Origin of the sequence: Ruminococcus sp. 1001136sp1, from assembly GCF_039841815.1 — a bacterium.
Taxonomy (GTDB): Bacteria; Bacillota; Clostridia; order Lachnospirales; family Lachnospiraceae; genus Blautia_A; species Blautia_A faecis.
Genome location: NZ_JBDPGY010000006.1, coordinates 40,787 through 64,743 on the forward strand (window position 1 = coordinate 40,787; position 23,957 = coordinate 64,743).

Consider the following 23,957-nt stretch of genomic DNA (forward strand, 5'->3'; position numbering starts at 1 on the left):
AATCATACAGAAATCAAAAAGGATGGCGATGAAAATGATGAAAAACGCAGTTGAAGAAAAAGCATATGAAAATCAGGAAGCATATCAGCGGACACAAATGCAGAAAGATATGATCCTTGAACGATTACGCGAACAAGGCTGCAGGATCACCAGACAGCGCCAGCTGATACTGGATATTATTCTGGAGGAGGAGTGTTCCTGCTGTAAGGAGATTTATTACAAGGTGCAGGAGAAAGACCGAAATATTGGACCTGCCACAATTTACCGTATGGTAAATATGCTGGAAAAAATCGGCGCCATCAGCCGAAAGAACATGTACCGGATTTCCAGCTGTGCAGCATGCTGCCAGGAAAATGGCTGCACGGTAAGACTTAGCGATGCTACTGTCTGTAAGCTGCCTTCTGAAGTCTGGAAACAGGTTGTAAGAGAAGGATTGAAAAATATGGGCTATATTGGAGATCAGGATATTGAGAGTATTGAGATGACCATGTCAAAGTGCGGTGCTTGAAAACTGGCATGATAGTATGAAGGCATATAAAAATAGCAGTTATCCAGGGGAGAGAGTTAGAGCCTGTTTGAAAAAGCATTCCCGCAATCTGCACGCTCCTCTTTGCGGTATATTTCACTCAAATTGTGACGTACATCTTGCAGAAAGTTTTTTCAAACACGCCCTAAAACAGGGAGATAATGAGAATATTTCTCGATAAGCAAAATAGCACTGGGAATTTCAGAAAACCTGATATATAATACCAAAATATTGAAAAATAATTAACAACAATAGCGTTTCACTATAAGGAGGAATTTAATCATGGCAAGTTTTAAATGGGACAAGACAGGACTTTTTGCAGCAGGTGTTTTATTCGGAACAGCAGGTATCAAGCTTCTTTCCAGCAAAGATGCGAAAAAAGTTTACACAGAGTGCACAGCAGCTGTTTTAAGAGCAAAGGACTGTGTAATGAAGACGGTTACAACTGTTCAGGAAAATGCAGGTGATATCTATGCAGATGCACAGCAGATCAACGAGGACAGAAAAGCAGCTGAGGAGCCGTTTGAGGATGAGGCAGCTGAAGGCGAGACAGAGTTTAAAGAGACTGATGAAGCTGAAGAGGCTGAGACAGAGGAAGCTGCTGAGTAATCTGGCAGTGTAATACCTTGCAAACATATTGGGGACTGCCGTTTTTGCGACAGTCCTCTTAATCGTTGCTGTTCCTTTGAAAAACTCTGCGAAATATTTTGGTGAACAAACCTTACTAAAATTTCGAAGAGTGTGGCGCGAAGCGATTACGGTAAACGTAATGAACAGTAACTCTTGCTTTGAAGAAAAAGTAGGTGAACAAGTTGAAATTTACAATTAAACATGAGAAAAAAGGACGTATCAGAGTCCATCTTTTTCAAAAATATATGAATTTTACCCAGGCAGATACCCTTCAGTATTACTTGGAAAATCTGGATGGAGTAAAGAAGGCCCAGGTCTTTAATCGTACCAGTGATGCTCTTATCTATTACACTGGAGAACGGAATGAACTGTTAAAGGCAATTCAGGCATTTGGTTACAGCCGTGTCAGCGTACCCGCTCAGGTGCTGGAGAATTCCGGAAGAGAATTAAATGAGACTTATAAGGAGAAGCTGGTAAATAAAGTTATTTTCCATTACGGACGCAAACTGCTTTTGCCATATCCATTGTCTGCAATCTATACCACTGCAATGTCTGTGAAATACATCTGGCTGGGAGTCAAGACACTCTGGAAGCGTAAGATCGAGGTTCCGGTTCTGGATGCAACTGCAATCGGTGTTTCTATTTTCCGCGGCGACTTCTCCACAGCCGGTTCTGTTATGTTCCTGCTTGGAATCGGAGAACTGCTTGAGGAGTGGACCCACAAGAAATCTGTGGATGATCTGGCACGTACCATGTCTCTGAACACTGGTAAGGTATGGCTTCGCAGTGAAGGTACGGAAGTGCTGGTGGATGCAGACAAGATCCAGGCCGGAGATATGGTTGTAGTACATATGGGAAATGTGGTCCCATTTGACGGTTTGATCGCAGAGGGCGAGGCTATGGTAAACCAGGCTTCCCTGACTGGTGAATCTGTTCCTGTAAGAAAAGTGGAAGGAAATTCCGTATACGCAGGTACGGTTGTGGAAGAGGGCGAGGCTGTCATTACTGTAAAAGCAGTTGGTGGTTCCAGCCGTTATGAGAAAATCGCAGCCATGATCGAGGATACTGAGAAACTGAAATCCGGTCTTGAGAGCAAGGCCGAGCACCTGGCGGACAGACTGGTCCCATACACACTTGGCGGTACTGCACTTACTTATCTGCTTACCAGAAATGTAACCAAGGCTGTTTCCGTATTGATGGTTGATTTCTCCTGTGCCCTGAAGCTGGCAATGCCGGTTTCTGTACTTTCCGCTATCCGGGAGGCAGGAGAATACAAAATCACTGTGAAAGGCGGTAAATTTCTGGAGGCAGTTGCGGATGCCGATACGATCGTATTTGACAAGACTGGTACGCTTACCAAGGCAGAACCTACAGTAGCTGAGGTTGTTCCGTTTAATGGACAGAACGAAAATGAACTGCTAAGAATTGCAGCCTGCCTGGAAGAACATTTTCCCCATTCCATGGCGAAAGCTGTTGTAGACGCAGCGAAGAAGAGAAAACTGGATCATGAGGAAATGCATTCCAAAGTAGAATACATTGTGGCTCATGGTATTTCTACAACCATTGAGGGGAAAAAAGCAATCATCGGAAGCTCCCATTTTGTATTCGAGGATGAGAAATGTACCATTCCGGAAGGCATGGAAGAGAAGTTTAAAAATCTTCCAAATGAGTATTCCCATCTGTATCTTGCAATTGAAGGCAGTCTTGCAGCTGTTATCTGCATTGAGGATCCTCTCCGTGAGGAAGCTCCTGCAGTTGTAAAAGCGCTGAAAAAAGCCGGATTCAGCAAGGTGGTTATGATGACCGGAGACAGTGAACGTACAGCCAGGGCTGTTGCTGCCAAGGTCGGCGTTGACGAATATTATTCTGAGGTTCTTCCGGAAGATAAAGCAAGCTTCGTGGAAAAAGAGAAAGCAAAAGGACGCAAGGTTGTCATGCTGGGTGATGGAATTAACGATTCCCCGGCACTTTCTGCAGCTGACGCAGGTATTGCAGTAAGCGAAGGCGCTGAGATTGCAAGAGAGATTGCAGACATCACTATCGGTGCGGATAATCTGGAAGGTATCGTAGTTCTGAAGCATATCAGTGACGCGCTGATGAAGCGTATCCACAATAATTACAGAACGATCGTAGGATTTAACACTGGTCTGATCCTGCTGGGCGTTGCCGGAATCCTGCAGCCGACTACCTCAGCATTGCTTCACAATACTTCAACATTGCTGATCGGTATGAACAGTATGAAGAATCTGGTGGGCACTGAGGAAATCTGAACGGATGTGTCGCGCATTGCGGACATTGTAAAAAAATCGGGTTCTGATTGCGGGAATGATTTTTCAAACACGCTCTGCGGTAATAGTGGAACTTCAGAATATAATCAGAGAGTTAATGAGACTGTTTTTCATTAGCTCTCTTTTTTTTGCTTAGTACTTGACAGAAATAAAGGATTAGTGTAAACTAACACCATAAAAGTTAGCATAAGCTAACCGAAGCGTAGAACTATAAAAATATATAATCAGCACATTTTACATAAAATAAAATGTAAAGGACTGCAGCAACTAAAACATATTTCAGAAGTGCAGGCGTTACTGGGAAGGTTGTAAACAGTAAACGAAAAGCTTCTAATTTTTTTAACAAAGGGTTAGAACAGACTAACGAAAATAGAAAGAAAACATTGCCTGGAAGCTGGGAATTTTCTTCATTTTCAGAAGCTTCAGGAAACCCGGAAAGGACAATTTACATGAGTATTGTAATTATCGGCGGAAATGAGAGAATGGTATGTCAGTATACCGATATCTGCAAAGACTATGGATATAAGGCGAAGGTTTTTCCAAAAGAGAACGGCGCCATCCGTAAAAAAATCGGATGTCCGGATCTGATGGTGCTTTTTACCAATACAGTGTCCCATAAAATGGTCATCAGTGCATCCCAGGAAGCAAAGAAAAACAATATTCCGGTAGCGCGCATCCATACCAGCAGCGCAAGCGCCTTAAAGTGTGCATTGGATGAGCATGCAGTGATGGCATAAAGAAGAATTTGCGAGCCACATTCGCAAAGGGGTTATAGTATTTTGAATGCAGCTAATGACAGGAGTTTATCATGATCGAGAAATGTCTCATTGAGCACTGTGCTCCAACCCTCGCTTCACTAAAAGCAGCCAATCTTTTTAATGCCTGCTGTGAAGATGGAGAAAATATAAACCTTCAAATTTTTATGTGGAATCAGTTGATGAATCAAAAGGGTGTGAAGCTGTTGGCACTTCGCAGCCGTGGCAACCGTTCACTGGTTTATGTATACCGGGAAAAACAGCTGGCACAGAATCTGAATCGTCCCGGAGTTGCCCGGTTTCTGAAGCAATATGGATATGAAAATACAGAACCGGAACAGTGCCTGGCGTTATTGAAGAAGCGCTTTGAGGCATCAGAGGATTTTCCACATGAGATTGGGATTTTTCTTGATTATCCACTTGGGGACGTAATTGGTTTTATCCAGAATGGCGGACAGAATTATAAATGTTCCGGCTGCTGGAAAGTATATTGTAATGAATGTGAAGCATTGAAAATGTTTCAGAAGTACCATAAATGCCGCGAGGTTTATCGGAATCTATGGGCAAAAGGCAGGAGTGTTCTGCAGCTGACAGTGGCTGCCTGACATACAATGAAAGTCCACTATGGGTGACAGCCAAAAAGCGATAAGAGTCACGGAAAAGCTGACTTTCGTTATTAAAGTGCCAGATGTGGAGGATAAAACATAAATGATCTCACAGGCTGGCAATAAAATTATAAAAGAAAGAGGTTAAGTGAAGTTATGAGTAAAGTAGCAGTTGTATATTGGAGCGGAACTGGTAATACAGAGGAAATGGCAAATAAAGTAGCGGAAGGTGCAAAAGCTGCAGGAGCTGAGGTAGAAGTGATCAGTGCAGATGATTTTGATGGAACAGATATCAGCAGTTTTGACGGTGTAGCTTTCGGATGCCCTGCAATGGGAGATGAGGAGCTTGAGGATTCCGTATTCCAGCCGGTATTCGAAGCATGTGAGCCAAAGCTTGCAGGCAAAAAAGTAGCGCTCTTCGGTTCCTACGGATGGGGAGACGGCGACTGGATGCGCAGCTGGGAAGAAAAATGCCAGAACGATGGCGTTGCACTTGCTGTTGACAGTGTAATCTGCAACGAAGAGCCAGATGATGAGGCTCAGGCAGCCTGCATTGAGCTTGGAAAAGCTATCTGCTGATTGGAACTGTTTTTGAAAAAAACAGAATATAGATTATTATAACAATAATAACATTTACAGCCGCTATTAGTGCAAATAATGTACTAATGGCGGCTGTTTTGATGAAACTTAAATAAATTGACCGAAATCCCGTCTGGGAGTATAATTGTGTCAGAAAAGTGAAACAGTAAAAATCCCCATAAAAGCCAAAGTTCACCCCTCTGTTCAAGGCCTTCCAGATAAGGTAAAATGAAGATTGCAAAGTGGGAGATCATCACAAAACGGATTTGTTGCCTATTTGTGACATCACTATATATGAGAGTCAGCTGTAGAGCGGGACTTTCACAGGATATTACAGTATAAAAGGAGAAAACAGAAATGGCAGTTACAGAGAATAAATATCAGCTTGGAACAGCTGAAAACCAGAAATTTCTGCAGGATGTTAGAGATGGCTTATTAAGCTTCGGACATCAGTTTCCGGCACCAGGAGGAAGCTCCTATTATCTTGGAGATGACGGCACTCCCTGGAAAGACCGTAACCGTGAAACCTGGATCACAAGCCGTATGACACATGTGTACAGCATTGGTTCCATGCTTGGACATGAAGGCAGCGAGGCATTGGCTGATGCAGCGTTGAAGGGGCTTAGAGGCGAGCTTCACGATGATCAAAATGGTGGTTGGTATGCAGGTCTTACAAAGGACAATGAAATTGTTCCAACCAAGCAGTGCTATGCCCATGCATTTGTAATTCTGGCAGCTTCTTCCGGCGTGTTGGCCTGCAGAGAAGGGGCAGCAGAGCTTTTGAAAGATGCCTTGGCACTTTATGATCTGAGATTCTGGAACGAGGAAGAAGGACTTTCCTGTGATACCTGGAACACAGAATTTACAGAGCTGGATTCCTATCGAGGCTTGAATGCAAATATGCATACTGTTGAGGCGTTTCTTGCCGCAGCTGATGTGACCGGGGATGAGAAATATCGTGTACGTGCAGGCAGGATCATCGACCATGTTCTGGTATGGGCAAAGGACAATAACTGGCGTATACCGGAGCATTTTTCCAGTGACTGGGTACCGGATCTGGAATGCAACAAAGACCGCCCGGACGACCAGTTTAAGCCATACGGCGCAACTCCGGGACACGGAATTGAGTGGGCAAGACTGATCACACAGTGGGCGCTTTCTACATATAAAGAGGACAAGGCTGGCGCAGCACCTTATATTGAAGCTGCAGAGAATCTGTATAACCGCGCAGTTGCTGACGCATGGAATGCAGACGGTGCACCGGGAATCTGTTACACAACAGACTGGAACGGCAAACCTGTAGTCCATGACAGAATGCACTGGACTCTTGCAGAAGCAATCAACACCTCTTCCGTTCTGTTCCATGTAACAGATAATGAGAAATACGCAGCAGATTATGCAGAGTTTATGAAATATCTGGATGAGAAAGTTCTGGATCACGTAAACGGTTCCTGGTTCCACCAGCTGGACAGAGAGAACAATCTTCTGGAGACCGTATGGCCTGGAAAGTCTGATATTTATCATGCACTGCAGGCTACATTGATTCCATATTATGCTCCCGGTCTGTCCATTGCAGTGGCAGTGAAGAAGCAGGCAAGATAAAACAAAAATATTTTGTAACTGAGAAGGTTCTGACCAGGTACAGTGATAAAATTAATGGGGGAGGCTTTGCCTCCCCATTTTGGACTTATTAGGTAAGTCAGTGAAGTCTGGAACGTAAGCGGACATTTCAAACACTCACGGTAAACTTCATTCATCCCACCCATCATACAACCGGATGTTCACCTGGATATTTCTGACCACATCCTCATCTTCTAATTCCATATCATCTGGATCTGTGATCGGAGGCAGCTCTGGAACTTCTTCGGAGAGCTCTACAGAAATCCAGTCGAATGCAGCAGCGTTAGCGCTTTCGATAGCTTCGTCTAAAGTGTCTCCTTCTCCGAAGCAGCCTTCCAGGTCTGGGAAAGTTCCCTTATAACGACCATCTTCGGTTTTCTTAAAAACAGCAGGATATATAAATTTCATGATAAACCTCCCGAAAATAAAAATAACATATTGAAAATTAATTTCAATTATAAGCGTTTGAGCTGGTAAATACAAGATAAGAAAAAACTTGTATTTAAGAAAATACGAAACGAGAAAAGACGTGGCAGCGGAGCCAAAAAGAATCTAAGAAACAGGATTGTCAAATATAGGGGAAAATGATATTCTTACAGCAAGAGACTTTAGAGCGTGTTTGAAAAATCATTCCCGCAATCTGCACGCCCCACTTTGCGGTATATTTCACCCGAATTCGGTTGCCGTAGCCCGCTACGGCGCCCTCATCCGAGCGAAATCTCCCACAAATTGTGACGCACATCTTGCAGAAAGCCTTTTTCAAACACGCTCTAGCCGGTTCGGAACTGAAAGAAAATGGCGCGGCTTTATAGAAATATACCTGCCGGAGGTGAAATCTTGGAATTTCAGCATGAATTGATCATACCAAACGAAGGTCTTCCTTTCAAAATCTTTTTATTTGAAGGCGGACACGGCAATTACGAAAGAGAAAAACACTGGCATACCTCAATTGAGATTTTTGCAGTGCTAAAAGGCAGACTGACTTTTTTTCTTAATGAAGAAGAGTACCCCCTGGAGGCTGGCGGGCTGATCATCATCAATTCCAATGAGATCCACTCCATTCACGCCCCCAGGAAAAATGAGACTGTGGTTTTGCAGATTCCACTGAAGCAGTTTGAAAAATATTTTACTGCCCAGCGGTTTATCCGATTTACAAGTGCAGCCCGTGTGGCAAAGGATCAGAAGTCCAAGGCTCCGGATAATCGGAAGCTGGCATTTTTTATTGAGGAGCTTTATAAGGTGTACTGTGCCCGTGAAGAAGGATGGGAGTACCGGACTATGGCCCTGTACTACAATATTTTGTACCTGATGGTAAGGGATTATCGTGAGACCGAGGCTGCACAGGAGGAAATTCAGGATAGCCGACGACTGGATGCTTTGTCAAAAATTACCACTTATATGCGTGAGCATTATACAGAAGAACTGAAACTTTCTGAGATGGCAAATTTATTTGGCTATTCAGACGCTTATTTGTCGCGAATGTTCAAAAAGTATGCAAAAATCAATTTTAAGACTTATTTACAGGAAATTCGCATGTCTTATGCATGTCGGGAACTGATGAATACAGAGAAAACAGTGAGCCAGATTGCCCTGGACAACGGCTTTGCCAGCAGCAGAGCCTTTTCCAGAGAGTTTCAGAAGAAATATAACAGACTTCCAAGCGAAGTAAGACAAAAATTTAATACAACTCCAAAAGAATAAAATGTCAAAAAAGTGCTATAGATAAGACAAGAAAACCGTCGTAAAGCATATCAGAATATGGTATGCTTTTTTCATGCAGAAAGAACCAGGGCAGACTGAGATCAGCAGCTGGTTCGGGAATCTTGAGTATGAGCATGTTGGACTGCTGTGAGAGTGGCAGATAGCAGCCATGTCCGCATTCTGATATGCGCAAAAGGAGGTTAATCGTGAAGATTCAGAAAGTAACAGATCCGGCATTCCGTAAATATGGACAGGTGCTGGAGGGATACGACTTTACAGGTCTTATCAAGGAGATGAAACACACTCCGGTTCCAGAGGACGTAATCTATGTTCCATCTGTTGAGGAGCTGGAGGCACTGGATATTATGAAGGACCTGCAGAACAAGGGATACGGCGGGCTGCCGGTCCAGATCGGATACTGCAACGGCCATAACAAGAAGCTGAATGCAGTGGAGTATCATCGTAATTCCGAGATCAATGTAGCGGTTACAGATCTTGTCCTTCTTATCGGACATCAGCAGGACATTGAGCCGGATCATACCTATGATACATCTAAGATCGAGGCATTCCTTGTACCGGCAGGAACCGGAATCGAGGTATACGCTACCACACTTCACTACGCACCATGTCATGTGAATGAGGGCGGTTTCCAGTGTGTTGTTGTACTTCCGAAAGGAACTAACACAGACCTTACTTTCCAGACTGAGAAGACGGGAGAGGACAGCTTGATGACAGCCAAGAACAAATGGCTGATCGCACATGAGGATGCGAAGATCGCTGGCGCATTTAATGGTCTGAAGGGTGAGAATATCACAATTGACTGATAAAATAATTCATAGTTGCTCATTTTTTTCAGAAGATAAACCGACACGTTGTTGGTGGGTAACTACTAAAGTCTGTTTGAAAAATGAATATTGAGACCTGAGGAGCTTACATAGCTACCACAATTGAAAGTTTCTTAAAAAATTAAAATATGGAGGAATACCTATTATGAACAATATACCAGTAGTAAAACTTGGATTAATCGCAGTAAGCCGTGACTGTTTCCCGATTCAGCTTTCTGAGAAGAGACGCGCAGCTATCATGGACGCTTACAAGGGTGAGCTTTATGAATGTCCAGTAACTGTTGAGAATGAGAAAGACATGGAGAAGGCTCTCGAGGATGTAAACAAAGCTGAGTGTAATGCACTTGTTGTTTTCCTTGGAAACTTCGGACCAGAGACTCCAGAGACCCTGATCGCTGAGAGATTTGATGGACCTTGCATGTATGTAGCTGCTGCTGAGGGCGATGGCGATATGATCAATGGTCGTGGTGATGCTTACTGCGGTATGCTGAACTGCTCCTACAACTTAAAGATGCGTCATCTTGAAGCTTATATTCCGGAATATCCGGTTGGAACTGCAACTGACATTGCTACCATGATCGCTGACTTCGTACCAGTTGCACGTGCCGTTATCGGTGTTCGTAACCTGAAGATCATTACCTTTGGACCACGTCCACAGGACTTCTTCGCATGTAACGCACCGATCAAAGGACTCTATGAGCTGGGCGTTGAGATTGAAGAGAACTCTGAGCTTGACCTTCTTGTTTCCTTTAAAGAGCATGAGAATGATCCTCGTATCCCGGATGTCTGTGCTGATATGGCAAAAGAGATGGGCGAAGGCAAATATTATGAAGATCTTAATGCTAAGATGGCACAGTTTGAGCTTACTCTTCTTGACTGGGCTGAGGCTCACAAGGGAGCAAGAAAATACGTTGCATTTGCTGATAAATGCTGGCCTGCATTCCCGTCACAGTTTGGATTTGAGCCATGCTATGTAAACAGCCGTCTTGCTGCAAGAGGAATCCCGGTATCCTGTGAGGTTGATATCTACGGAGCTCTTAGCGAGTACATCGGACTTTGCATTTCCAATGACGCTGTTACACTGCTTGACATCAACAACTCCGTTCCTCAGTACATCTATGATGAGGATATCAAGGGCAAATATGATTATAAGCTTACCGATACATTCATGGGCTTCCATTGCGGAAATACTCCGGCCTGCAAGATGTGCGATTCCAGAGCTGTTAAATATCAGCTGATCCAGCACAGACTTCTTGAACCGGAAGGATCTGAGCCAGATTTCACAAGAGGAACTCTGGAGGGAGATATCGCTGCTTCTGATATTACATTCTATCGTCTGCAGTGCAACTCTGAGGGAGAGCTTGTTTCTTATGTTGCAGAAGGTGAAGTTCTTGACGTACCTACAAGATCCTTTGGTGGTATTGGTATCTTCGCAATCAAAGAGATGGGAAGATTCTACCGTCACGTACTGATCGAGGGCAACTACCCGCATCACGGTGCAGTTATGTTCGGACATTATGGAAAGGCATTCTACGAAGTAGTGAAATTCCTTGGACTTGATGTTAAGAAGATCGGTTACAACCAGCCAGCTGGTGTAAGATATCCTACAGAGAATCCATGGGGCTAATGCTTAAATAAACAGTAAGTAATTGCTGTGTACAAAGTTGAGAGCAATGTAGAATGATTGCTTCTTGCTTAAAAAGCAGGAAGGGACGATTTGAATAGAATTATAGGCGTATATAGAAACGGCCGTACCACTTTATGCGGTACGGCTGTTTTTAGAATAGGCGGGCAGAGCATTCTAAGAGGGTTCTGGCCGGAAAGCCTAGAAGGAACGCCTAAGGCATGAACTTAAGGAGGATAAAAATGTATTTTATCGGTGTTGATCTTGGTACTTCCGCAGTAAAACTTCTTCTTATGGAAGAATCCGGAAAAATCTGTAATATCGTATCAAAAGAATATCCATTATTTTTCCCGCATCCGGGCTGGTCTGAGCAAAATCCGGAAGACTGGTATACCCAGAGTATGGCTGGTATGAAAGAACTGACAGAGGGCATTGATCGCTCCCAGGTTGCCGGAATCAGCTTCGGCGGACAGATGCATGGACTGGTAACTTTAGATGATCAGGATCAGGTAATTCGTCCTGCAATTTTGTGGAATGACGGACGTACTTCTGAAGAGACAGATTATCTGAATAATGTGATCGGAAAGGACAAGCTTTCCCAGTATACTGCAAATATCGCATTTGCAGGCTTTACTGCTCCGAAGATCCTGTGGATGAAGAAAAATGAGCCAGAGAAATTTGCAAAAGTTGTGAAGATCATGCTTCCAAAGGATTACCTGGCTTATCGTTTAAGCGGCTCCTTCTGCACAGATGTATCTGACGCTTCAGGTATGCTTCTTCTGGATGTAAAGAATCGCTGCTGGTCTAAAGAAATGATGGAAATCTGCGGTGTGAAAGAGGAGCAGCTTCCGAAGGTTTATGAGAGCTGGGAGGTTGTTGGAACACTGAAACCAGAGGTTGCTAAAGAGCTTGGCTTCTCTGAGAATGTAAAGGTTATCGCTGGTGCTGGAGACAATGCGGCAGCAGCTGTTGGTACTGGAACAGTTGGTGATGGACAGTGCAATATTTCCCTTGGTACTTCTGGAACTGTATTTATTTCCAGCAAGAATTTTGGTGTAGATGAGTACAATGCCCTTCATTCTTTCTGCCATGCAGATGGAAGCTATCATCTGATGGGATGTATGCTCAGCGCTGCTTCCTGTAATAAATGGTGGGCCGAGGAGATTCTTGGAACGAAGGACTTCGCAGCAGAGCAGGCGCCTATCCAGAAGCTTGGTGAGAATCACGTATTCTTCCTGCCATACCTGATGGGCGAGCGTTCCCCACACAACGATCCAGATGCAAGAGGCGTATTCTTCGGCATGTCCATGGACACCTCAAGAGCAGATATGACTCAGGCTGTATTGGAGGGAGTTGCTTTCGCACTTCGTGATTCTCTGGAGGTTGCAAAGAGTCTTGGAATTAAAATTGAGCGTACCAAGATCTGTGGCGGTGGTGCAAAGAGCCCGCTGTGGAAGCAGATTATTGCAAATGTTATGAATATTAAGGTTGACGTTCTGGAAGTGGAAGAGGGACCATCCCTTGGCGGTGCTATGCTGGCAGCAGTAGGATGCGGTGTTTATCCGGACGTTGAGACTGCTGGCAAGAAGCTTGCAAAAGTAGTGGATACTGTAGAGCCTACTCCAGAACTGGCTGCGAAATATGAGGAGAGATACCAGAAGTTCAAAGAACTGTATCCGGCTATGAAGCCGTTGTTTAAGAATCTGTAAGAGATATAGCAAGGCGGACAAAATTTGGTTTAAAACGGATTAATAGAATGGTGATTGTGTTGAATGTGAAATAATTAACACAATCACCATTTTTGTATAGTCATGATTCTATAAAACAAATTTCTCCAGAACTTCTGCAACACCATCCTCATTGTTAGTGCGTGCAGTGATATAATCCGCAGACTCTTTCACGCCATCTGGTGCATTTTCCATGGCAACGCCAAGGGCAGCATAGCGGATCATGGAGAGGTCATTGAAACCGTCGCCGATAGCGATAGTTTCAGCGGGGGTGAAATCGTAGAGCTTACCAATGCAATCAATAGCTGCAGCCTTTGACACCTTACTGTTGAAGAACTCCAGATAGAAGGGCTTGGAGGTGCAGAAGGTTACGTTATGAAAATGAGCTGTTTTCCGTAGCTCTTTTTCTATTTGCTGAATTTGGGAAACATCGTCATACCAGAGAATTTTCGTAATCCCCTGCGCCAAAAGCTTGTCGATAGATGGCATGAGAAGGGGCGTTACCTTGGTAGCCTGGCTGTATTCCTGAATCCGGTTATTCAGCTTGTTCCCATATAATCTATTGTCCGACCAGATGCACATGGTAGTATCATAGTTCAGTCCTGCTTCCAGAATCAGACGCGCATCGTCAGCTTTCAGCTCCTGTCTATACAGAACGCGTCCGTCAGCAGAATCCAGGATCATAGCCCCATTATAAGTGATCACAGGTCCCTGAATGCCCAGCTGTTTCTGATAGCGCTCCACTCCCTGAATGGGGCGCCCGGTGCAAATGGAGAAAATCAGTCCCTGCGCGGCTGCCTGCCGGATTATTTCAATGGTGTATGGTGTAATTTCGTTTTTGTCATTTAATAAAGTACCGTCCATGTCGGCGGCTGCAAATTTATAGATCATAGTGCCTCCTGGAATATATGGTAAATTAGTTTTGTGAGCTGAAATGCCCCTCGCAGGCAGAGTATCCTGCTGGTTGTTTTTTCTTATTATAAAACGAAGATAGTGCAGGAATCAATCACTTTGAATGGTTACATGTGAAGATTCACATGGATTTCGGGAAAAGATGCCTTGATTTCGGCATTTAAGAGAATTGTTTTTTTGTTTGCAAAATGGTAAAATAATTGGGTGCTGTAAAAGCGGAAACAGGCAGGCTGAGATTGTGAAACAGTCATGCCTTTGGGACTTTTACAAAAATGAAAAATAGAAAAGTGATGAGGTGTAAAGCTATGCAGGAAATGAAGCCAGTTAAAGAAGGCAAAGTACGCGAGATTTACGACAACGGAGACAGCCTGATCATGGTTGCGACAGACCGTATCAGCTGTTTTGATGTGATCCTGAACAACGAAGTGACGAAGAAAGGCACTGTTCTTACACAGATGTCCAAGTTCTGGTTTGATATGACCCAGGATATCCTGCCGAACCACATGATTTCTGTTGATGTAAAAGATATGCCGGAGTTTTTCCAGCAGGATAAGTTTGACGGAAACAGCATGATGTGCCGCAAGCTGGATATGATCCCGGTTGAGTGCATCGTTCGTGGATATATCACTGGAAGCGGCTGGGCAAGCTACCAGAAGAATGGTACAGTTTGCGGAATTACTCTTCCGGAAGGTCTGAAAGAGTCTGACAAGCTGCCTGAGCCTATTTACACACCTTCTACCAAGGCTGAGATCGGCGACCACGATGAGAATATTTCTTTTGAGCAGAGCGTTACCCATCTTGAGAAATACTATCCGGGACATGGTCAGGAGTATGCAGAGAAGATTCGTGATTACACCATCGCATTATATAAAAAATGTGCTGAGTATGCTTTAAGCAAAGGTATTATTATTGCAGATACCAAATTTGAGTTTGGACTTGATGAAAATGGTAATATTGTTATTGGTGATGAGATGCTTACACCGGACAGCTCCAGATTCTGGCCGGCAGATGGATATGAGCCAGGTCATGGCCAGCCATCCTTTGACAAGCAGTTTGCCCGTGACTGGCTGAAAGCAAACCCGGACAACGACTGGACTCTTCCACAGGAAATCGTGGACAAGACAATCGACAAATATCTCCAGGCATATGAGATGCTTACAGGGGAGAAGCTGAAATAAGCAATATACAAATACTGCCAGGGCATTTGTCCCTGGCAGGCTGATAAAATCCTTTATTTTATTTTCAAAGGATACACTTTGCTTGTATGTAAAAAGCGCCCGGGAGTTTGGGTCTCCCGGGCGTTGATTTTTGTGAGCAACGTGCCAAATCCATGTTTACACGGAAACCTGGCTGACATGTAAAAATCAGAACAGTCCTGTGATCTTACCTGTTTCGTCTACATCGATTTTCTCAGCAGCCGGAACCTTTGGAAGACCTGGCATGGTCATGATCTCTCCTGTGAGGGCTACGATGAAGCCTGCACCTGCAGAAATCTTCAGGTTACGAACGGTTACTTCGAAGTCTGTAGGAGCACCAAGCTTGGTCTGGTCATCTGTTAAGCTGTACTGTGTTTTTGCTACACAGATCGGGCAGTTTCCGAATCCCAGTTCCTCAAGCTGTTTTGCCTGTTTCTGAGCGTTTGCTGTGAGAACAACTCTCTTACCGCCATAGATTTTCTGAACGATCTGGTTCAGCTTATCTTCGATAGAGCCTTCAAGCTCATAGGAATATGTGAAGTCGTTTGGCTCTTCAACAAGACGGATTACTTCCTCAGCTAATTTAATACCGCCTTCGCCGCCTTTTGCCCATACTTCAGAAAGTGCAACATTAACGCCAAGCTCTTTACATTTTGCTTCTACCAGGTCAAGCTCTGCCTTGGTATCTGTCGGGAATGCATTGATTGCAACAACACATGGAAGCTTGTAAACATTTTTGATGTTGCTTACGTGTTTCAGAAGGTTTGGAAGACCTTTCTCAAGAGCCTCAAGGTTCTCATTGTTAAGATCAGCCTTCGGAACGCCGCCATTGTATTTCAGTGCACGGACAGTAGCAACGATAACAACTGCATTTGGTTTCAGACCAGCCATACGGCATTTGATATCAAGGAATTTCTCGGCACCAAGGTCAGCACCGAATCCAGCCTCTGTGATGGTGTAATCAGCAAGCTTCAGAGACATCTTGGTAGCGGTTACGGAGTTACATCCGTGAGCAATGTTTGCGAATGGTCCGCCGTGAACGATTGCAGGTACATGCTCCAGTGTCTGAACAAGGTTTGGTTTCAGAGCATCTTTCAGAAGTGCTGTCATAGCACCCTCTGCATGAAGATCACCAGCTGTTACCGGTTTCTGCTCTGACGGTTTGCCATATGTATAACCGATGATGATTCTGGAAAGTCTTTCTTTCAGGTCTTTGATATCACTTGCAAGACAGAGAACAGCCATGATCTCGGAAGCTACCGTGATGTCATAGCCGTCTTCACGAGGCATACCGTTTGTTCTTCCGCCAAGTCCGTCTACTACATTACGAAGCTGACGGTCGTTCATATCTACACATCTTCTCCATGTGATCTTACGTGGGTCGATGTTAAGAGCATTGCCCTGGAAAATATGGTTATCGATCATTGCTGCAAGAAGGTTGTTTGCTGCGCCGATTGCGTGGAAGTCACCTGTGAAGTGAAGGTTGATATCTTCCATTGGAACTACCTGGGCATATCCGCCGCCTGCTGCACCGCCTTTTACACCGAATACCGGTCCAAGGGATGGCTCACGAAGAGCTACCATAACGTTCTTGCCAAGCTTCTGCATAGCGTCTGCCAGACCAACTGTAGTAGTGGTTTTTCCTTCTCCGGCAGGAGTCGGGTTGATAGCGGTAACCAGAATCAGTTTGCCATCATTCTTATCTGTTTCTTTCAGAAGATTGTAGTCGATTTTTGCTTTGTATTTACCATACTGCTCAAGATATTTGTCCGCAATACCTGCTTTAGCTGCAATCTCAGTGATTGGTTTCATTTCACATTCCTGTGCGATTTCGATGTCACTTTTAAACCCCATAATAAAAGCTCCTTTCGTTGTGTAAGATTAAATGGTTTTTATATAACCGCTTCTTAAAAAGACAACGGTATTTCCCTCATGTCGGAGGTACCTCCCGGTAAAAAAAGGGCAGTATCTGATGATTCAAATACTGCCCAGACGGTCGGCTGGAAATTACTGCCTATGCTGTCTGCAAAATAAGGTGCAGCTGCTGTAAACAGTAATCCTCATGATCTGCTCCTGAAGTCCCTGTGGTTAACTCCACGATCCGTCAGTATTCAGAAGCTTTTCAATTGATGTGTTCATTGTATCATTAAAAAAACATTTTGTCAATAAATTAACAGACAGCATTATTGTCAAAAAAGACGATGTATATTTGTGAAAAATAACAAATGCTTTGAACGTGGATAAAATCTACCCGAATTGAAAAATACAATCTCCGCTTCAGACTTCATAAAAATTTTATGACTTGGATAGTTGCGTATGAGGGCAAGTATTGTTAGAATAGAAAATGCACAGAGCCTGTTTGAAACAGGATAATGATTCGTGGTTTTATATAAGAAAGGTTGAATAATTGAATGAATAGAACAGAATTTCTGGATACATTGAGAAGTCAGCTGTCCGGACAGATGCATGAGGGTAAGGTGGCGGCGCATGTGCGTTACTATGAAGATTATATTCAGTCACAGGTACGTAGTGGACGCGATGAGCAGCAGGTTCTTGATGAACTTGGAGATCCCAGGCTGATCGCCAGGACTTTGCTGGATACAGATGTGGATAACGGGCAGCTGGATTATGAGGAGTACAGCACCTATTCGGATGACGCACAGAATACCCAGAGCTCCAGCCGGAATCATGTACATGTATGGCGGTTTGATACCTGGTACAGCAAACTTCTGGGCGTGGTGATCCTGCTGATAGTCGTCTTTTTGCTGTTTCATATTCTGGTGGCAGTGATTCCGTTTTTTGCGGTACTGGCGTTGATTTTGTTTATTGTGTCACTGATAAAAAATCGGAATTAACATGATACTATGAACGTCACGAACGGCAGATGCGGGAGTGTCGCAGGCGCACAGCAGCTGATTTTCATATATAGAGATGTCGCCGATAGACGACATGTCCGTTTTGTAACAAAAAAATGTCGGACATGCTTTAGAGAATCATATGTTACTGTTCACTCCGTTCACAGTAACGCGCTTCGCGATGCACAGAAATCATGCATTCGCATGATTTCGCGCCGCAATTCTCGGGTTTTCTGTGAACTTTGTTCACAAAAAACGCCTCGCGGAACGTGACCAGTGAACAGTAACAATCATATTCAGCAAGGTTTCTTCTGAGCAGGAATGAGTTACAGTTTTGTTGAGATCGTGATATAAAGTATGGGCATTATAGAATATATTCAGGGAAGGATTTAAATGAGCAGTATAACAATAGAAGAATTAAAAAAGTTACCAGCGGAGTCCTATCAGATCATTGATGTCCGCGACGAGATTGAGATTTCCCATGGCGCTGTTAAGGGGGCTTTGGCCTGTAAGCCAGAGGAAATCATGGAGAATCCGGAAGTGGATAAGACCAGAAAACTGGTTATTTGCTGCAGCCGCGGAATCAATAGTAAAGAAATCGCTAAGAAGCTCGAGGAAGAGGGGCTGGATGCAGTAAGCCTTGAGAAAGGGTACATTGCCTGGCTTATGGATGCCATGAAGAGTTCACAGGACGAAGATTTTGCGAAAAATGTGGAGATCAGTCTTCGCAAGAAATTTAAGAAAAAAATCTGGTCCAGGTTTACCAAGGCAATCAATACTTACGAGCTTGTGAAGCCGGGAGATAGGATTGCAGTCTGTATTTCCGGCGGCAAGGACTCTATGCTGATGGCAAAGTGCTTCCAGGAACTGAAGCTTCATAATAAATTTGATTTCGAAGTGAAATTTCTGGTTATGGATCCGGGCTACAGTCCGGCCAACCGTCAGGTAATCGAGGAAAACGCCAGAAGGTTAAATATTCCTATTCGTATTTTTGAGTCTGATATTTTTGAGTCTGTATTTAATGTGGAGAAATCTCCTTGTTATCTTTGCGCAAGAATGCGCCGCGGGCATCTCTATGCTTTTGCAAAAGAAATGGGTTGCAACAAGATTGCACTGGGTCACCACTATGATGATGTGATTGAGACCATTCTTATGGGCATGCTTTACGGTGCCCAGGTACAGACTATGATGCCCAAGCTTCACAGCACCAACTTTGAGGGAATGGAACTGATCCGTCCATTGTATCTGGTGCGGGAGGATGATATTAAGGCATGGCGTGACTACAATGATCTCCATTTTATTCAGTGTGCATGTAAATTTACAGATACCTGCACTACCTGCAATAACGAAAATCGCTCCAAACGTGTAGAAATCAAGGAACTGATCCGTGACCTGAAAAAGGTGAATCCGTTTGTAGAGGGCAACATTTTCAAGAGCGTAGAGAATGTAAATATTGATACAGTTGTGGGATATAAACAATATGGTGTGAGACATTCTTTCCTGGAAAATTATGATGGGGAGCCCGGTTCTGCCTCTGAGAATGCTGCTGATGCAGTAGAGTAACAGAGAGAAAATGTGGATTTTAGACCTGCACACTCGGATCTACATCCTACGCGATTGGTATAGTTATTTACGAAACGATGTATTAGTAAAAATATTGAGCCAAGGTCAATGCTGCATGTGACCTTGGCTCGTTTTTTGTAGGGGATGAAAAGAGAAGCGCTATAGATATATTGGAGTATTTATTTTCCGATTTTTCCGAGAAGCCATACACAAAGAATGATGATCAGAATGGCAGTAAAGATTCCTGCCATTCCTTTTGCCATGATTTCAAGTGCAATAATGATATTGGATGTATTCATAGATAAGACCCTCCTCATTATAAAAATTTTTTTATAAAAATTTTGTGACCAGGTTGATAACCATGCCGCCTGCGATTACAGAAGCAATCTGTCCGGACACGTTGGCACCGGCGGCCTGCATGAGAATTACATTTGTGGGATCTTCTTCCATGGCCATTTTCTGAACAACTCGGGAGGACATTGGAAATGCAGAAATTCCGGCACCGCCAATCATTGGGTTGATCTTTTTTTTCAGGAAAAGATTCATAAATTTTGCCAGGAGAACGCCGCCGATGGTGTCCATGACAAAAGCAAAAAGTCCGATTACCAGGATCAGTAAGGTCTCTTTTGTTACAAACTGTTCTGCACGCATGCTGAAGGAAATGGTGATTCCAAGAAGCAGGGTGATCAGATTTGCCAGAATATTCTGGGCTGTGTCGGACAGGGTGCCCAGGACGCCGCATTCCCGGATCAGGTTGCCGAACATGAGAAATCCAACCAGCGCAACGGATTGAGGTGCTACCAGCCCCACGATTACAGTAACTATAATGGGAAAAGCAATCTTCATGGTTTTGGAAACGGATTTCGGATTATATTCCATGTGAATGCAGCGTTCCTTCTTTGTAGTGACAAGCCGGATGGCAAAGGGCTGTACAATTGGGACAAGTGCCATGTAGGAATAGGCGGCAACTGCAATGGCGCCGATATATTTGGAATTCAGGACCTGGGATACCAGAATGGAAGTAGGTCCGTCGGCAGCACCGATGATTCCGATAGAAGCAGCGTCTTTTAGGTCAAATCCAAGGATGGTGGACAGTAAAATTGCAGCAAAAATTCCAAGCTGTGCACCTGCGCCAAACAGGAACAAAGAGGGATTGGAAAGCAGGGGACCGAAGTCGATCATAGCGCCAATTCCGATGAAAAGTAAAATCGGCATGACTTCTGAGGCTTCAATTCCCGCATGGAACAGCCATTCAATGACTCCGTTTGCCTGGATCCCGCCAGCCAGAGTCTGGTTTAAAACTCCGGAAAAAGGCAGGTTCACAAGTATGGCACCAAAGCCCATTGGCAGAAGCAGGGCTGGTTCAAATCCCTTTTTGATAGCCAGCCAGATCAGGGTGATTCCGACGGCAAACATCACAATTTGCTGCCAGGTTAATGCAAGGATTCCGTCTGTTAAAAATTCCATTTCTTTTTCCTCCTTTTGGGTGTTTGAATGTAAGCGCTTAAATAGATAAAAATACTTGCATAATGTTAATATTGTTATAAAAATGAAAGCCTTGTAGGGAAGGCATTTTATAACCTGTTTTTGGGGTATAAAAAAGACTTTTATTACAATACTGCATATCTGAAGATATGCGACTATTGTAATAAAAGTCTTGCCATTTCAATTTTCTGCGGGCGACAGATTCATGGAACTGTCTACCGTTCTGACGCATGAAAATCCATATACAAAAATGCACTAAACCAGAAACAGTGCATTTGATATGCCAGCTACTCCCTTTTATTGAAGCGTGACTGCAAATGTATTTTGTTGTGGTAATTATAATTCGGCAAAGGTGGGAATGTCAACCCTGAATTATATAAAAGAAAGAATTTATTGGCCATTTGGTTACGGAACTGTTATCCGGAAACATTTTTCTTGTAAAAAATTCAGGGCAGGTATATGATTAAAAAACGAAATCAAAGTAAAATATACCTGTATGGTACAAGTGAAAAATATGAAACAAAGGAGTTACATCATGTTGTATTTTGAAAATGATTATTGTGAAGGTGCTCATGAGGCAATCTTAAAAAGATTAATGGAAACCAATATGGAAAAGGTTCCGGGATATGGACAGGATCCTTTCTGTGACAAAGCGAAGGAAAAAATAAAAGAGGCATGTGGCTGTCCAGATGGGGAGGTCTATTTCCTGGTAGGGGGTACCCAGACAAATGCAGTGGTGATCGCGTCCGTGTTGAACCGGTATGAAGGAGTGCTTTCCGCAGTTACCGGTCATGTAAATGCGCACGAAGCCGGAGCAATAGAATTTACCGGACATAAAGTTCTTCCACTTCCCCAGGACAATGGTAAAATTTCTGCCGCAGATCTGAAAGATTATCTCCAGACCTACTACGCAGACGGAAGCTATGATCACATGGTTTTTCCAGGCATGGTTTATATTTCACATCCGACAGAATACGGAACTCTTTACACAAAGCAGGAACTGGCAGATATTTCCAGTATATGCAGGGAATATGAGATCCCGCTATTCCTGGACGGAGCCAGACTGGGCTATGGACTGGTGGCAGAGACAGATGTGACTTTGAAAGATATTGCAAATTATACAGACGTATTTTATATCGGAGGAACCAAGGTTGGTGCCCTGTGCGGTGAAGCAGTCGTTTTTCCGAAGAAAGCACTGAAACATTTCTTTACTATGATCAAACAGCAGGGAGCGCTTCTTGCGAAAGGCAGACTGCTTGGAATTCAGTTTGATACTCTTTTTACAGGAAATCTGTACCTGGAAATCAGTAAAAATGCTATTGAAACCGCTGCAAAACTGAAAGCTGCATTAAAAGAGAAGGGCTATGAATTTTTCATTAATTCCCCAACCAATCAGATTTTTGTTATCCTGGAAAATAAGAAAATGGAGGAATTGGGCGAAAAAGTGAAGTTCAGCTTTTGGGAAAAATATGATGATAGTCATACAGTAGTCCGCTTTGCAACAAGTTGGGCAACGAAAATGGAAGACATTGACTCGCTGATTAAGACATTGTAATAAAACAAGAAAAAGTTATGTTTCGCGAGTGTTGTTTGTTATCGTGCAGGCGGTAAGGTCCTGTGAAAGTATGAATTTCGGATGCCCATTGTGTAAATGAGATAACACTTGTGTAAAACAGATGGCTATGTAAGCGTTGATTTACATAGCCATTCTGTAAATAAAATCTTATGTTTTCACTTCTTTCATTTTAGAATCCCCAACATTTGTTAAAAAAGCATAAAATATAGCTGATTATTTTATATACAATATCCAAACACAACAACTTGTCCGTATGTGCGTACAAGTTGTAAGATGGAAACAGGAGGAAGGAAGAATGACTGAAAATGGCAAGCCAAAATATTTTACTCTGATGGAAGAACTAAAAGAGAAGATCATTTCCGGCAGGATTCAGCCAGGAGAGAAGCTGCCATCAGAGAATCAGTTTACAGTACAATATTCCCTCAGCCGGCATACGGTGCGAAAGGCACTTAGTCTTCTGGAACAGGAAGGCTATATAGAAGCCTGTCATGGAAAAGGAACCTTTTGTTCCGAGAAAATGCGCCATATGAAAAAGTCCAGAAACATTGCGGTAGTGACAACTTATATTTCCGACTACATTTTCCCAAGGCTGATTCAGGGAATGGATAATGTACTGTCTGAACAGGGCTACAGCATCATTTTGAAAAATACAGGTAACAGCCGTCAGAAAGAGGCAAAATGTCTAGAAGAGCTTTTGCAGAAAGATATTGATGGTCTGATCATAGAGCCAAGTAAAAGCCAGCTTAGCTGTCGGCATCCTGGCCTTTACGAAAATCTAGAGAAATATCAGATTCCATACATTTTTATCCAGGGAATTTACACGGAAATGAAGGACAAGCCCCACATTCTTATGGATGATACCAGGGGCGGCTATCTGGTGACAAAGTACCTTCTGGAGCAGGGACACCGCAGGATTACCGGTTTTTTCAAGGCAGATGACATTCAGGGTATCCAGAGACATAAAGGGTATGTGAGGGCATTGCAGGAGGCGGGTATTCCTTATGATCCAGATCTGGTAGTATGGTTCCACACCGAAGATCGGCGGAGTAAACCATCTATGATGGTAAAAGAAATGGTAAAAACCGGATCGCTTCCTCATGGTATCGTCTGCTACAATGATCAGATTGCTGTACAGGTGATTGAATCTCTTGAAGATTGTGGTCTTCAAGTACCAAAGGATATTTCCGTTACAGGCTATGACAATTCCCTCTATGCCCAGCGCGGAACCGGAATCACAACCATTGCCCATCCACAGGAGCGGCTTGGAGAGATGGCAGCAGAATTGATATTAGAAAAAATCAATGGAGTGTCAGAAGCGGATAGCAAAGTAGAACGTCTGATTCAGCCGGAATTAATTGTTCGTGGTTCCTGCAGAAGGCTTAAATGATATTTGCTGCAAAGAATCACTGATAATTGTTCCCTTACAATTGGAAATATACATCGCAAACCACCGTCTGAAAAATTGAATCA

At 43.5% G+C, this 23,957-nt stretch carries 22 protein-coding genes; 17 read left to right on the forward strand and 5 right to left on the reverse strand.

Annotation, left to right across the window (positions count from 1 at the left end; translation table 11 throughout):
- Positions 1–34 precede the first annotated feature (34 nt).
- The 7 genes from ABHC48_RS06720 (at position 35) to ABHC48_RS06750 (ending at position 6,985) form a co-directional block, all read left to right on the forward strand.
- Complete coding sequence (locus ABHC48_RS06720; protein ID WP_306467816.1) at positions 35–508, forward strand: transcriptional repressor; 474 nt, start codon at positions 35–37, stop codon at positions 506–508.
- Between the two features lie 300 nt (positions 509–808).
- Positions 809–1,135, forward strand: coding sequence for a DUF6110 family protein (locus ABHC48_RS06725; RefSeq protein ID WP_173719160.1), 327 nt, complete (start codon positions 809–811; stop codon positions 1,133–1,135).
- A gap of 203 nt (positions 1,136–1,338) precedes the next feature.
- The gene (locus tag ABHC48_RS06730) at positions 1,339–3,426 is read left to right on the forward strand and encodes a heavy metal translocating P-type ATPase (protein ID WP_227200998.1); all 2,088 of its coding nucleotides are present in this window, start codon (positions 1,339–1,341) and stop codon (positions 3,424–3,426) included.
- Positions 3,427–3,893: 467 nt separating this feature from the next.
- Positions 3,894–4,181 carry a DUF2325 domain-containing protein gene (locus ABHC48_RS06735; protein ID WP_118581906.1) on the forward strand — a complete coding sequence of 96 codons (288 nt, stop codon included), beginning with the start codon at positions 3,894–3,896 and terminating at the stop codon, positions 4,179–4,181.
- A gap of 71 nt (positions 4,182–4,252) precedes the next feature.
- Positions 4,253–4,804 (forward strand): DUF3793 family protein, encoded by a 552-nt coding sequence (locus ABHC48_RS06740; protein WP_195699094.1) that lies wholly within the window; start codon positions 4,253–4,255, stop codon positions 4,802–4,804.
- Between the two features lie 156 nt (positions 4,805–4,960).
- Entirely contained in the window at positions 4,961–5,383 is a 423-nt protein-coding gene (locus ABHC48_RS06745; RefSeq protein WP_118581817.1) for a flavodoxin, read from the forward strand.
- 357 nt (positions 5,384–5,740) lie between these two features.
- Complete coding sequence (locus ABHC48_RS06750) at positions 5,741–6,985, forward strand: AGE family epimerase/isomerase (protein WP_195699095.1); 1,245 nt, start codon at positions 5,741–5,743, stop codon at positions 6,983–6,985.
- 147 nt (positions 6,986–7,132) lie between these two features.
- Here ABHC48_RS06750 and ABHC48_RS06755 read toward each other — a convergent pair whose 3' ends face one another.
- A complete protein-coding gene (locus ABHC48_RS06755; protein ID WP_118581811.1) occupies positions 7,133–7,411 on the reverse strand; it encodes a type II toxin-antitoxin system HicB family antitoxin in 279 nt (92 codons plus the stop codon).
- Positions 7,412–7,571: 160 nt separating this feature from the next.
- Positions 7,572–7,745, reverse strand: coding sequence for a DUF6783 domain-containing protein (locus ABHC48_RS06760; protein WP_319017296.1), 174 nt, complete (start codon positions 7,743–7,745; stop codon positions 7,572–7,574).
- Here ABHC48_RS06760 and ABHC48_RS06765 point away from each other — a divergent pair.
- The 5 genes from ABHC48_RS06765 to xylB all read left to right on the forward strand — a co-directional run bounded on the left by ABHC48_RS06765 (position 7,665) and on the right by xylB (position 12,882).
- Positions 7,665–7,862: a DUF6783 domain-containing protein gene (locus ABHC48_RS06765; protein WP_319017295.1), complete on the forward strand. Its 198-nt coding sequence runs from the start codon at positions 7,665–7,667 to the stop codon at positions 7,860–7,862. The two genes, ABHC48_RS06760 and ABHC48_RS06765, sit on opposite strands and share 81 nt — an antisense overlap.
- Positions 7,841–8,704 carry an AraC family transcriptional regulator gene (locus ABHC48_RS06770; RefSeq protein WP_173719166.1) on the forward strand — a complete coding sequence of 288 codons (864 nt, stop codon included), beginning with the start codon at positions 7,841–7,843 and terminating at the stop codon, positions 8,702–8,704. The genes ABHC48_RS06765 and ABHC48_RS06770 overlap by 22 nt, the downstream gene beginning before the upstream one ends.
- Positions 8,705–8,910: 206 nt before the next feature.
- A complete protein-coding gene (locus ABHC48_RS06775) occupies positions 8,911–9,528 on the forward strand; it encodes a DUF4867 family protein (RefSeq protein ID WP_226815961.1) in 618 nt (205 codons plus the stop codon).
- Positions 9,529–9,694: 166 nt separating this feature from the next.
- Positions 9,695–11,176 (forward strand): fucose isomerase, encoded by a 1,482-nt coding sequence (locus ABHC48_RS06780; RefSeq protein ID WP_195379498.1) that lies wholly within the window; start codon positions 9,695–9,697, stop codon positions 11,174–11,176.
- A 239-nt stretch (positions 11,177–11,415) separates the two neighbouring features.
- The gene (gene xylB / locus ABHC48_RS06785; RefSeq protein WP_195699096.1) at positions 11,416–12,882 is read left to right on the forward strand and encodes a xylulokinase; all 1,467 of its coding nucleotides are present in this window, start codon (positions 11,416–11,418) and stop codon (positions 12,880–12,882) included.
- Between the two features lie 108 nt (positions 12,883–12,990).
- Here the strand turns inward: xylB and ABHC48_RS06790 are convergent, their stop codons facing one another.
- Positions 12,991–13,791 (reverse strand): Cof-type HAD-IIB family hydrolase, encoded by an 801-nt coding sequence (locus tag ABHC48_RS06790; RefSeq protein ID WP_195478342.1) that lies wholly within the window; start codon positions 13,789–13,791, stop codon positions 12,991–12,993.
- A gap of 326 nt (positions 13,792–14,117) precedes the next feature.
- Here ABHC48_RS06790 and ABHC48_RS06795 point away from each other — a divergent pair, with 326 nt between their 5' ends.
- On the forward strand, positions 14,118–14,990 hold the full coding sequence (locus ABHC48_RS06795; protein ID WP_173717512.1) for a phosphoribosylaminoimidazolesuccinocarboxamide synthase: 873 nt from the start codon (positions 14,118–14,120) through the stop codon (positions 14,988–14,990).
- Between the two features lie 186 nt (positions 14,991–15,176).
- On the opposite strand, the gene ABHC48_RS06800 is transcribed toward ABHC48_RS06795, so the two are convergent.
- Positions 15,177–16,862: a formate--tetrahydrofolate ligase gene (locus ABHC48_RS06800; RefSeq protein WP_173717513.1), complete on the reverse strand. Its 1,686-nt coding sequence runs from the start codon at positions 16,860–16,862 to the stop codon at positions 15,177–15,179.
- Positions 16,863–17,419: 557 nt separating this feature from the next.
- On the opposite strand from ABHC48_RS06800, the gene ABHC48_RS06805 reads away from it, so the two are divergent.
- Together ABHC48_RS06805 and ABHC48_RS06810 are read left to right on the forward strand one after the other, a co-directional pair.
- Positions 17,420–17,863: a DUF1700 domain-containing protein gene (locus tag ABHC48_RS06805; protein WP_118581793.1), complete on the forward strand. Its 444-nt coding sequence runs from the start codon at positions 17,420–17,422 to the stop codon at positions 17,861–17,863.
- Positions 17,864–18,256: 393 nt separating this feature from the next.
- On the forward strand, positions 18,257–19,426 hold the full coding sequence (locus ABHC48_RS06810) for an ATP-binding protein (protein WP_195699097.1): 1,170 nt from the start codon (positions 18,257–18,259) through the stop codon (positions 19,424–19,426).
- A 330-nt stretch (positions 19,427–19,756) separates the two neighbouring features.
- On the opposite strand, the gene ABHC48_RS06815 is transcribed toward ABHC48_RS06810, so the two are convergent.
- The gene (locus tag ABHC48_RS06815) at positions 19,757–20,893 is read right to left on the reverse strand and encodes a sodium ion-translocating decarboxylase subunit beta (protein WP_195699098.1); all 1,137 of its coding nucleotides are present in this window, start codon (positions 20,891–20,893) and stop codon (positions 19,757–19,759) included.
- A 553-nt stretch (positions 20,894–21,446) separates the two neighbouring features.
- Between ABHC48_RS06815 and ABHC48_RS06820 the strand changes: the two genes are divergently transcribed.
- Both ABHC48_RS06820 and ABHC48_RS06825 read left to right on the forward strand, forming a co-directional pair.
- Positions 21,447–22,466: a low specificity L-threonine aldolase gene (locus ABHC48_RS06820; RefSeq protein ID WP_195699099.1), complete on the forward strand. Its 1,020-nt coding sequence runs from the start codon at positions 21,447–21,449 to the stop codon at positions 22,464–22,466.
- A 316-nt stretch (positions 22,467–22,782) separates the two neighbouring features.
- The gene (locus ABHC48_RS06825; protein WP_195699100.1) at positions 22,783–23,874 is read left to right on the forward strand and encodes a GntR family transcriptional regulator; all 1,092 of its coding nucleotides are present in this window, start codon (positions 22,783–22,785) and stop codon (positions 23,872–23,874) included.
- Positions 23,875–23,957 lie beyond the last annotated feature (83 nt).